Here is a 10,353-nt window from a genome sequence, read left to right as displayed (position 1 = left end):
TAATTAAATTCTTTATTCAGGAGCTGCAATCGCTGTTGGTTGCATTACTCCTAATGAGATAATAAATTTCAATGCTTCGTCTACCGTCATATCTACCTCAAGCACATTACGTTTCGGAACCATTAGCAAAAACCCTGAAGTAGGGTTTGGTGTTGTCGGTACAAACAGAGAAATCATCTCCTCCCCTGTGTGCCGCGAAATCGTTGAGCCATTCGTGCTACCAGTTAGAAAAGCAAGGCTCCACATGCCCTCACGAGGATATTCTACTAACAGAACCTTACGAAAGGCTTGGCTATTCGTCGCGAATAATGCGTTAATAACTTGTTTAACTGCATTATAAATTGAGCGCACCAAAGGAATTCTTGCAAGTATTTTTTCACCTAAGTTAACCAGCCGTTGACCAAAATAATTGGTGGCAATCACGCCAGTAAGTAGAATAATTAAAAGAGATAGAACGACTCCTAAACCCGGAATATGCATCCCAAAAATGCGATCAGGTTGATAGGCAGCAGGCAGCAATGCCATCGTTTGGTCGAGCATTTCTACAATAAAACGCAGCACAATGAAGGTCACCACGATGGGTAACCAAACAACAAGACCTGCTAACAAATAACGACGGAATGTTTTAGATTTCAATCTTTGTCACCTTTTTTCTCTGATTTAACAGGTGGTGGCGAGTCCGCGGGTTTCTTATCTGCAGTAGATGAACCCTCGGTTGTTGTTTTAGCTTCTTTTTTATTATCTTTATTTTTGAAGTCTGTTGCGTACCAGCCTGTTCCTTTTAATTGGAAACCGGCAGCAGAAACCAAACGCACAGCGGTATCCTCAAAACACTGTGGGCATTGCTTTACTGGAGCGTCGCTCACTTTTTGCATCAAGTCGAAATGATGATGGCAACTTTTGCATTCATATTCATAAATTGGCATCAACTAATCTCCACAAATTTCGATCATTCATACTATTTTTGTTTATTTTTAGAAATAGCTTTGAATTATAGCTTAACAACCGCATTAGGAACAACGTTGTGAGGTTTGTTTTCTAGGGCTAGATGACCAACATCTATTAGAATATTTGCCACAAAATTCCCAAACATAAGCATTTATAATAATACAGTATGATTATTTTTACTACAACAACCTGGCGTCCGTCATTCCGCAGCAAGCAAGTGTAGGTCGGGCCAAGGCCCATAGCCGTCAGGCTAAGAGTTTAAAAGCACTCTCCTTCGCAGAAGTCAAAGGTCAAAAGAGGTTTCTTTTTTGAATCTTTGATAGCAAAGAGGGAGAGATTTTCATAGAAATCATTCAAGAAATGCTTTAATCGATAAGGAGACATGAGGGCGATAATCAATCCAGTAGCCTTGGAACTTAGTTGGTGACAGGCTTTATAAAAAGAGAGTTGTTTGCCTTCTATGTTGCGCATGGGATTGCATAGCAAAAACAAAAGCATCATTGCAATAAACTTACCATAGGTTTCAATAATCACTCGAGCAAACTTTTTAGTTTTGATAGAGTCAATATGCATTAAGGATTTACTTAATTTAAAGAGGAGTTCTACCTGCCATCGTAAAGCATACGTTTGATGAATTGCTTTATTATTGATTTGAGTTTCAGAGGTATTGGTAATATAAATAGACCAACTTTGTAAAGCCAACGATTCCTGGTTTGGTGTGGAACCACGGCGACGATGATCTTTTATAAGTCTTCTCCGCCTTTGCTCGGCAATGACTGGTGGTAATCGTTGAGCGACCAAGCGGACAGGAATTTTATGCGTTGCTCCCATAAGGACCTGCTGAGAAAAGAATGGTGCAGCATTCTCCAAGGTAACGAGTAAATCAAAAGGTTTCTTATCTTGTGTTAGAAGTTTAGTTCCGGTGAGCAAGCGGCTTATGAAGAAAGCGTTTTCTTCCATAATTTTCTTAAACGTGTTCAGTTTAAAATAACCTAAATCCATTAAATAAAGAGCTCCTTTTTCAATAGTATTAAAATAATTATCAAAGCCCTGATCGTTATCACAGCCCGAAGTTAGAGTAAGCTCTTTTATTTGTCCACCAAGATAATCAAACATCATTTGGATTTTCATAGCGGAACTGGATGCGGCTCCGCCACTGCCTTTAAAAAGCTCATTCAGCGCCTGATGTAAGGATATAGTACTGCTATCAATGATGTTAAGGCTACTAAATTGCTCCAATCCTTGGAGTTGAGGTAACTTTTTCATTTGAAAGTGCTTTAAACAGAATAATGAAAAGGCTTTAAGAAATCCGGCTGTTCGTTCGTTAAATCGCTCATGTAATGATTGTTTTTTGATATAAACTTTTTGCGTTTTTACCAATCCACAGAAAAGTTCCAAATTAAAATGTTCTGAAAAACAGAGCGTTATCAATGATTTTATAAAAACACTAGGTGTCAATTTTGAACGGCGTTTCTGAAAACCTGTTTCCTTTCCTATCCGATCCGCTTCATAAGTAAAAAATTTAAAGATTTCTTGAGGAATATTTGATAGGGTATCCAGCAGCATAGAGTCCCTTTTGGTTGTTTTCCTGGCGGGAAAAAATTTAAAAGGGTACTCTAGCTTTTTTTATTATTATTTCAATAAGTTAAACAAACAATTTCTTTCTTAGCCTGACGGCTATGGGCCAAGGCCCAACCTACGCTCTAATTGGAAGACATCGACCGCGGAATTCATCACGTCAGTCTGGACATACCGCGGACAAGCGGCGGTAATTCGAGATCAGAAGCATAGAATGGTGAACGAAATTATAGATTTTCCAGAATCAAAGAATGACTAACAAACGCCCCTTCATGAGGTACAGTTCCTATCAGAGGCATAGGCATTCTATCAACAAGGGTTGCGATATTTTCCTCTAAAGCCAACATGTTTTTATCTAAGCAGTTAGCAATCCACCCGAGAGAAGGTAAACCATAATGATGAAGTACGGAGGCAGTCAATAAAGCATGGTTTATGCAACCAAGACGCATACCTACAACTAAAACGACGGGAACCTTGCTTAAACTTAGAAAGTCCAACCAGGTTTCTTTTTCATTTAAAGGCACTAATAATCCGCCTGCCCCTTCAATAAGAAGATAATCCAGGCTTGCGTAAGATTCATCAAAACAAAAAGCTGCGATTTCTTTGATGGTTAAAGTGCTTCCCTCTTCTCTTGCAGCGAGATGTGGTGAGATTGGGGAAGAAAATGTCCAGCCATTCACAGGACAAGCCAAATGTTGGTTATACTTTTGTAAATTAATGACATCTTCACTAATTAATTGTCCATTCTGCTGAAGTCCACCGCTCGCTACGGGTTTAATGGCAAATGCCTTCTTTTTAAATCGATGCAAATGATTAAGAAGTTGGCAAGTTACATATGTCTTTCCGCAATCCGTATCAGTGCCAGTAATAAAGAAGGTTTTCATGCTAACAACTGCTCCAAACATTTGATAAATTCATGCTGATGGGACAAAAAAGGCATATGCGCGGCTTTAGCAAGCATAACATAATTAAATGCCGGATATAATTGTTGCATGGTATCCATGGTTGCTACAGGTGTAATGGCATCAAGCCTACCAAATAAATAGCTCGCCGGTTTATGAAAATCATGAAGAGCATGTCGTAAGTCCCAAGTAGCTAGAATTTCCAATCCAGTTTTTAAATGTTCCGGCTGTGGTTGAAACTCAATAGGATGATAATTGTTTTTCTGATATTTACTGCAATGCAGTCGGGATGTTCTTAGTTGCAAATGAATAAATTCGGAAATGGTTTGTTGAGGATTTGTTGCTAAGTTTTTAAAAAAGGTAGAAAACACCCGTTTTTCAATTCCAGGCCAATTCTCATTTTTAATAAATCGCGGGGAAGATGCGACGTTTATCAAGTGCATGATATGTTCACTGGCCTCAATGGCCAGTTTGGTAGCAAATAGCCCCCCCATAGACCAGCCAATAATCACAAACTGCTTAGGTAATTGCTGTAGTAGCCTATCTTTGAAATCGCTCCAGCTCATTGGTGAACTAAGACCAAATCCTGGGAGATCAACGAGATATAAGGAATACTGAGTTTCCAACGCTGTTGCTAATGGTAACCAAACCCTATGATCAAACCCCCAGCCATGGAAAAAGACAAGTGGGCGTCCTTTGCCTCTTCTTTCAATGTTCAGTTTCATAAATATAATGGAGTTGTGACAACAAGCGATCAATATCTTTCGGTTCATGCTGATAATTTAAAATTATCCGCAGCCCTGTATCTTTTTTGCTAACGGTTGGTTCGCGCATCGCGGAACAAAAAATTGCTTTATCTCTTAATGCATTAGCGTAATACAAAGCTTTGTGCGGACAGTTTAACTGCAATTGCTGAATGGGAGTCTTTGAATGTCTCCAGGTTAAGGGAGACGTTTTGATGGCTTGCTGAAAATAATTAATTAATTGAAACAATTTTTGCCTTCTATCATCCGCAGCTAGGACGATATTTAGCGTTTCCAATAAGCCATAAGCAATTGCCGGACTAACACCAGTCGAATAAATATTGGATCTCGCTGATTGCAATAAAGCATCAATCCACTCCTTTCGCCCCACAACCATTGCTCCTTGACAACCAAATGCTTTACCAAAGGGGACGATTCGTAGAACAACCTCTTTTTGTGTCAATTGATGATAGTGTGCAGCTCCTAATCCTTGATGTCCTTGCACCCCAAAAGCATGAGCCTCGTCAACAATCAGTTCAGCTTTGACGTTTTCACATAACGTTTTCATCTTCTCTAAAGAAACCATTTGACCGCTCATACTGAATACACCCTCTGTCAAAATGACAGGGTTAGGCTTTATTGCAGCTAATTTCTCTTGTAAATCCTGAAGATTATTATGTAAAAAGCGAGTGAAACTGGGGCGACTAAGACGTATACCATCATAAAATGAAGCATGAATGCATTTATCGATATACAGATGAGCTCCTAAACGAGCGAGCATGGACACAACCCCCAAATTGGCTGCGTATCCTGAGCTGAAAAGAAGAGCATCATCCGCACCTAATCGCTGTGCAAAAGTACTTTCAAGTTCTCTGTGAATGGTATGATAGCCACAGACTACCATCGATCCACCACTACCCGATGGATATTTTTGAAAGCCTCGTTGAAAAGCTTGTTTTATTCGTGGGTCTTGCGTTAATGAAAGATAATCACTCGAGCTAAAATTAAGAATGCCTTCATCAATTTCCGGTGCCAAACGACGCTGACGATATAACCCTTTTTTTAAAAGCTGATTGCAATAATCAACAACTAAATCATTTAGCATGTTTCTGCAAACGCCTTTAGACCTAATTTTTCAAATAACTGTTGATCCTTATTCTGTGTTGGATTGTCTTCCGTGAGAAGTTTGTTACCGATAAAAATGGAATTGGCTCCTGCAAAATAACAAAGTGCTTGCAGCTCATCACTCATTTCCGTCCTACCCGCAGTGAGTCGGATGACACTTGTCGGCATAAGTATACGCGCCGTTGCAATAGTACGAACCAACTCTATCCCCTCAACAGGACTAGCCTTTGCAAGAGGAGTTCCCTCAACGGGAATTAAGCGATTGATGGGCACGCTCTCAGGAGGGGATTCCATATTCGCCAAAGTAAGTAAAAATTCTATTCTATCCTCGCGGGTTTCTCCGAGTCCTAAAATACCACCGCAACAAACACGAATACCTGCTTGACGAACACGCTCTAGTGTCTCAAGACGATCACTAAATTGTCTTGTAGTGACTACTTTATCGTAATAAGACGGCGAGGTATCAATGTTATGATTATAAAAATCTAAGCCAGCTTCTTTTAGTGCGCAGGCTTGTTCTTCTGTCAACATGCCCAAGGTCATGCAAGTTTCCAAGCCCATAGCCTTGACACCAGCAATCATCTCTTTTAATTGTGGTATGGCTTTATCCGGTGGCGAACGCCATGCTGCACCCATGCAAAATCGTTTGGCGCCATTATCTTTTGCTTCTTGCGCTTTCGCTAAAACCTGATCAACGGTCATCAACTTTTCTTTTTCTACATGCGTTTGATAGTGACCACTTTGTGAACAATAGCCGCAATTCTCAGGACAAGCTCCTGTTTTAATGCTAAGTAGCTTGGCCAATTGAACAACGTTAGCTGGGTGATGTTCTCTATGAATGCGATGTGCCTCGTAAAGCAAATCATTAAATGATTGCTCATAAATAGCAGTGATTTCACTTATGGTCCAATGTCGGTGTTTATTCACGTTTTCCCCTTGGATTAATAATCCCGAATTTGTCATTCCTGCGGTTACTTCCCCTTCACTTGCTGACATGATAAAGTCCCCTTTTTTATTGTCAACCAAAAAATACAACCATGGTTAACGTAGACGAAATCATTCAAAGAGACTTAAAACATATATGGCATCCTTGTACGCAAATGAAGGATTTTCAGCATTGTCCCCCTCTAGTGGTTAAAGCCGCAAAAGGAAGTTATTTGTACACTGACAAAGGTCCTATCATTGATGCACTATCAAGTTGGTGGTGCAAATCACTGGGGCATGGACACCCGGCTGTGCTTGAAGCCATTAAAACGCAATTGGATCAGTTTGAGCATGTCATTGGAGCGAATACCACCCACCCTTTAATCGTAGAACTGGGTGAGAAATTGGCTGACATCAGCCAAAACCAACACATCTTTTTCGCAAGCGACGGTTCAAGTGCAGTTGAAATTGCCATGAAGCTTGCTATTCATGCTTGCCAATTAAAAGATAAAGCTCATAAAAATGAATTCATTACGCTCCAAAATAGCTACCATGGGGAAACGCTAGGGACTTTAAGTATCAGCGATTTAGGACTCTACAAGCAACCGTATGACGGGTTCGGCGTTAGATCGCATTTTATTCATTCCCTGCCCTATGTTGCAAATAAAGAAGACCCCTTATGGTCAAATGCAGACGTGACTTGGCCTGTCATCTTGCGCCAACTTGAAAGCGTCAAAGAAAATGTTTGTGCCATTATTATTGAGCCCATTATTCAAGGAGCTGGAGGCATGCAATGCTACAGCGCTGATTTTTTGACAAAGCTAGCGACATGGGCAAAAAAGAATGATATCTATCTCATTGCTGATGAAATCATGACTGGCTTAGGTAGAACCGGAAAGTGGCTTGCCTGCGAACATGCCAAGATTCAGGCGGATCTTATTTGCTTATCTAAAGGGCTAACGTCAGGAACAGTGCCATTGAGTTGTGTGTTAATTAAAAATTCAATTTATGAGCTGTTTTACGATGATTACGAGAAAGGAAAATCTTTCCTGCATTCACATACCTACAGTGGGAATGCGTTGGCTATAAGTGCAGCACTGGCAACTATTAAAGTGATTGAAAAAGAAGGAGTTATTGAACAAGCCGAAATGCTAGGCCTGCATATGCAACACCTCCTCCACGAAATTGCCTCAATAACTGGAAAATTATGCCGTCTAAGAGGAATTGGCGCCATGGTCGCAGCCGATTTAGTGGAGTCTGAACATAAACGTGTTGGTTATCAACTCTATTTGGAGGCTCTGAATAGAGGAGCGCTCTTACGACCATTAGGAAAAACGTTATATTGGTTACCCCCACTGAATTCTGACAAACAAACTATTGAGAAATTAGCTGAGATCACACTAAACTCTATAAAGGCGATTTACAGCAAAAGCAATGAAAAAGAACAGCCATAGTGATCCTACCACTGCGGAACAAGCACTAAACATCCTATGGATGCTGCTTACTATTTCATTTCTTACCGTTGCCCTCTATTATCAGTGGAAGCATAATCAATCCAAAACTCACCATAAGGTGCAAGTTATTGCCGATCAAACTCGAGCTAAGTTGGATGATTTAATAGAAAGATTACTTACGTCAGCTTATTCCCTTCCTTTATATGGTCGCGAACTTCCCAGTTGCCAAAAGGAGCTATTACCACTTTTGCAGACGATGACCTTTAATAATCCATTGATCTCGGGGTTAGTTATCAGAAATGAGAATAATGAGATTATCTGCTCAACGTTAGCAGAGAACTATTCTCTACCTTCATTCACCAACGAAGGTCCCACACTCTTCGGTCCATTAAAAATGGATCAGTTAAAAGAAAATGTTTTTTTATTGCAACAAAAGCTTGGTCATTATTATCTTGGAATTTATGTTCTAGAAAAGTTGATTCAGAATGTCTTAAATTCAGTTCCACCTGAAATAGTCTATGCGGGGCTTTTTAACACTAAAGCCAAAGAAATCGTACTACAATATGGTAAAGACCCTCTTGCCACTTCTCAACCAGCACTGTACATGGCTGAAGCACCACTCCAGCATTTAGATAACTTTAAAGTCATTCTTGTGGGAGATCGTAAGCAATTTAGAAAATATTCTATCTTTCATATCGTAATAGCTACTTTATTTGTTTTCTTTATCTCTTTTCTCTTATACATTCATTTACGAAGGATCTTAAACCGACGATTTTCATTAACCCATGCATTAAACAATGCCATCAGACATCATGACTTCCAACCACTGTACCAGCCCATTATAGATATTTCGAAAAATACTTATTGTGGAGCTGAGATTTTGTTACGATGGCAAACTGAGATGAAGCAAGTGATGCCAGAATTTTTCATTGATGAAGCCGAGCAATCTGGTTTAATTATTCCTATCACACTGCAAGTGCTTGAAAAAGCTTTACAAGAGTCTCAGGAATTACTAAAAACACACCCCGATTTTCATCTTGCCTTGAATGTCTCAGCCATTCATTTCTCTCACCCAAATTTCTTTACTGAATTTTTTAATTTATGTGAACGGTATAAAATTAAACCTCAGCAATTAATGATTGAACTCACTGAAAGACAACTTTTAGACCAGGACAACGAAGAGCTTATTGCTAAGATGCATGAGCTAAGAAACAGAGGTCATTTTTTAGCAATTGATGATTTCGGCACAGGCCATGCCAGCATTAAGTATTTGCAACATTTTCCGTTTAGCCATCTGAAAATTGATAAAATTTTTATTCATGCTATTGGTACAGGAGCAATTACCGAATATTTAAATAAATCGATTATTCATATGGCAAATTCTTTACAACTGGAAATTATCGCTGAGGGCGTGGAAACGAAAGAACAAGTTACTTTTTTGCAGCAATATAAGGTGAAACTAATGCAAGGATGGTATTTTGAGAAGGCAGTAGCCTTTGATCAATTGGTTAAGATAATGGGTGGGAACAAAGAAAATGAATAAAACAGTAGACACCATTATTTTTAGCGGCTTACTTTTGCTGAGCCAAATTTCTCTTGGGGCTACATTAATAGACACCACGTTTTGGAAGTGTAAGGCTCATGATGCTGAGAACCGAGACTGGTATGGCCATAATGACTACCAGCTTACGGCTATTAATCGCGCTTTCGAAGCTTGTAAAAGGCAAAGCCGGGTCCCGGCAACATGTAAGACCTCCAAACAAGATTGTGAGATGATCGTTAATGGTATGAGTATTCGACCTATGTGGCGCTGTGTAGCGCTTGATGAAGCTGCCACTCCATGGATGAGCAACATTTACGATGATGCTGATGATGCAGCCATTGCGGCTAAAGCTTATTGTCAGGAAAACAGTGCCATTCCTGAGACCTGTTATGTCTACCCGTTTACTTGTAGAAATTTAAATCCACGGAAACTTTAATGTATTGCGTAGGCTTGACAGGAAACATTGCTAGTGGGAAATCCACTGTGGCTGGTTTGTTTAGGAATAGAGGCATAACAGTTATTAGTGCTGATGACGTTTCTCGTGAAGTTAGTGCTCCCTGTGAGCCTGCTTATCAGATGATTCGAGATCATTTTGGTGAGGCAATTATTACTGCCGACAACAAACTTAATCGCCGAGCTTTAAGGAACATTATATTTGATGACCCTAAAGAGCGCCTCTGGCTAGAACGGTTGCTACACCCTCTCATTAGGAAGCGTATCAAGGAAAAACTCCGTGGCAGTAAGAGTGCTTATTCTGTCATTGAAATTCCTCTTTTAAATGATCGAGAAGGGTATCCTTATTTAAATCGCATACTGCTTGTATTAGCTGATCGTGAACATCAAATTCAACGCGTTATGGCCAGAGATAAGACATCGAGAGAACATGCCAAGGCTATTTTGGCAGTGCAGCTTGACGATAGTAAAAGAAAAGAAATAGCGGACGATATTATTTTCAATAATGGTACACTGTCCGAATTAGAAGAAAAAATTGAAAATTTACACCAACAATATTTACAATTTGCTTCACAAGCGCAATGATAGATAAAATATTGTAAGTTTTTAATTTTTTTACAATTTTTTGTATTATTGTTGTTTTATGATACACTGAACAAAAAGTCAGCTAAGGAAAGCAAATT

General features: G+C 39.5%; 11 protein-coding genes. 4 read left to right on the top strand and 7 right to left on the bottom strand.

Going from position 1 to position 10,353, the window contains the following annotated elements; genetic code table 11:
* Positions 1-12 precede the first annotated feature (12 nt).
* The 7 genes from CKV79_RS07035 to bioB all read right to left on the bottom strand — a co-directional run bounded on the left by CKV79_RS07035 (position 13) and on the right by bioB (position 6,259).
* Positions 13-636 carry a DUF502 domain-containing protein gene (locus tag CKV79_RS07035; protein WP_028374175.1) on the bottom strand — a complete coding sequence of 208 codons (624 nt, stop codon included), beginning with the start codon at positions 634-636 and terminating at the stop codon, positions 13-15.
* Positions 633-926 carry an FmdB family zinc ribbon protein gene (locus CKV79_RS07030; protein WP_028374176.1) on the bottom strand — a complete coding sequence of 98 codons (294 nt, stop codon included), beginning with the start codon at positions 924-926 and terminating at the stop codon, positions 633-635. Before CKV79_RS07030 ends, CKV79_RS07035 begins: the two co-directional genes overlap by 4 nt.
* Before the next feature lie 280 nt (positions 927-1,206).
* Positions 1,207-2,514 carry an IS4 family transposase gene (locus CKV79_RS07025; RefSeq protein WP_095141691.1) on the bottom strand — a complete coding sequence of 436 codons (1,308 nt, stop codon included), beginning with the start codon at positions 2,512-2,514 and terminating at the stop codon, positions 1,207-1,209.
* A gap of 239 nt (positions 2,515-2,753) precedes the next feature.
* Positions 2,754-3,410: a dethiobiotin synthase gene (bioD, locus tag CKV79_RS07020; protein WP_028373353.1), complete on the bottom strand. Its 657-nt coding sequence runs from the start codon at positions 3,408-3,410 to the stop codon at positions 2,754-2,756.
* Positions 3,407-4,153 carry an alpha/beta fold hydrolase gene (locus CKV79_RS07015; RefSeq protein ID WP_028373354.1) on the bottom strand — a complete coding sequence of 249 codons (747 nt, stop codon included), beginning with the start codon at positions 4,151-4,153 and terminating at the stop codon, positions 3,407-3,409. Before CKV79_RS07015 ends, bioD begins: the two co-directional genes overlap by 4 nt.
* Positions 4,137-5,276 carry an aminotransferase class I/II-fold pyridoxal phosphate-dependent enzyme gene (locus CKV79_RS07010; protein ID WP_035915568.1) on the bottom strand — a complete coding sequence of 380 codons (1,140 nt, stop codon included), beginning with the start codon at positions 5,274-5,276 and terminating at the stop codon, positions 4,137-4,139. The genes CKV79_RS07015 and CKV79_RS07010 overlap by 17 nt, the downstream gene beginning before the upstream one ends.
* Complete coding sequence (gene bioB, locus CKV79_RS07005; RefSeq protein ID WP_051546165.1) at positions 5,270-6,259, bottom strand: biotin synthase BioB; 990 nt, start codon at positions 6,257-6,259, stop codon at positions 5,270-5,272. The genes CKV79_RS07010 and bioB overlap by 7 nt, the downstream gene beginning before the upstream one ends.
* 74 nt (positions 6,260-6,333) lie before the next feature.
* Here bioB and bioA point away from each other — a divergent pair, with 74 nt between their 5' ends.
* Genes bioA through coaE form a run of 4 tightly spaced genes read left to right on the top strand, consistent with a single transcriptional unit; the run spans position 6,334 to position 10,255 of the window.
* Positions 6,334-7,674 (top strand): adenosylmethionine--8-amino-7-oxononanoate transaminase, encoded by a 1,341-nt coding sequence (gene bioA, locus CKV79_RS07000; protein ID WP_028373357.1) that lies wholly within the window; start codon positions 6,334-6,336, stop codon positions 7,672-7,674.
* A complete protein-coding gene (locus CKV79_RS06995) occupies positions 7,655-9,217 on the top strand; it encodes an EAL domain-containing protein (RefSeq protein WP_051546162.1) in 1,563 nt (520 codons plus the stop codon). The genes bioA and CKV79_RS06995 overlap by 20 nt, the downstream gene beginning before the upstream one ends.
* Positions 9,210-9,653, top strand: a complete 444-nt coding sequence (locus CKV79_RS06990) for a hypothetical protein (protein WP_028373358.1) — start codon at positions 9,210-9,212, stop codon at positions 9,651-9,653. The genes CKV79_RS06995 and CKV79_RS06990 overlap by 8 nt, the downstream gene beginning before the upstream one ends.
* Positions 9,653-10,255 (top strand): dephospho-CoA kinase, encoded by a 603-nt coding sequence (coaE, locus tag CKV79_RS06985; protein WP_028373359.1) that lies wholly within the window; start codon positions 9,653-9,655, stop codon positions 10,253-10,255. Before CKV79_RS06990 ends, coaE begins: the two co-directional genes overlap by 1 nt.
* Positions 10,256-10,353: the final 98 nt, after the last annotated feature.

Origin of the sequence: Legionella lansingensis, assembly GCF_900187355.1 — a bacterium.
GTDB classification, from domain to species: Bacteria; Pseudomonadota; Gammaproteobacteria; order Legionellales; family Legionellaceae; genus Tatlockia; species Tatlockia lansingensis.
The sequence above is the reverse complement of the archived record's forward strand: the minus strand, read 5'-3'. Positions and strand labels throughout refer to the sequence as shown.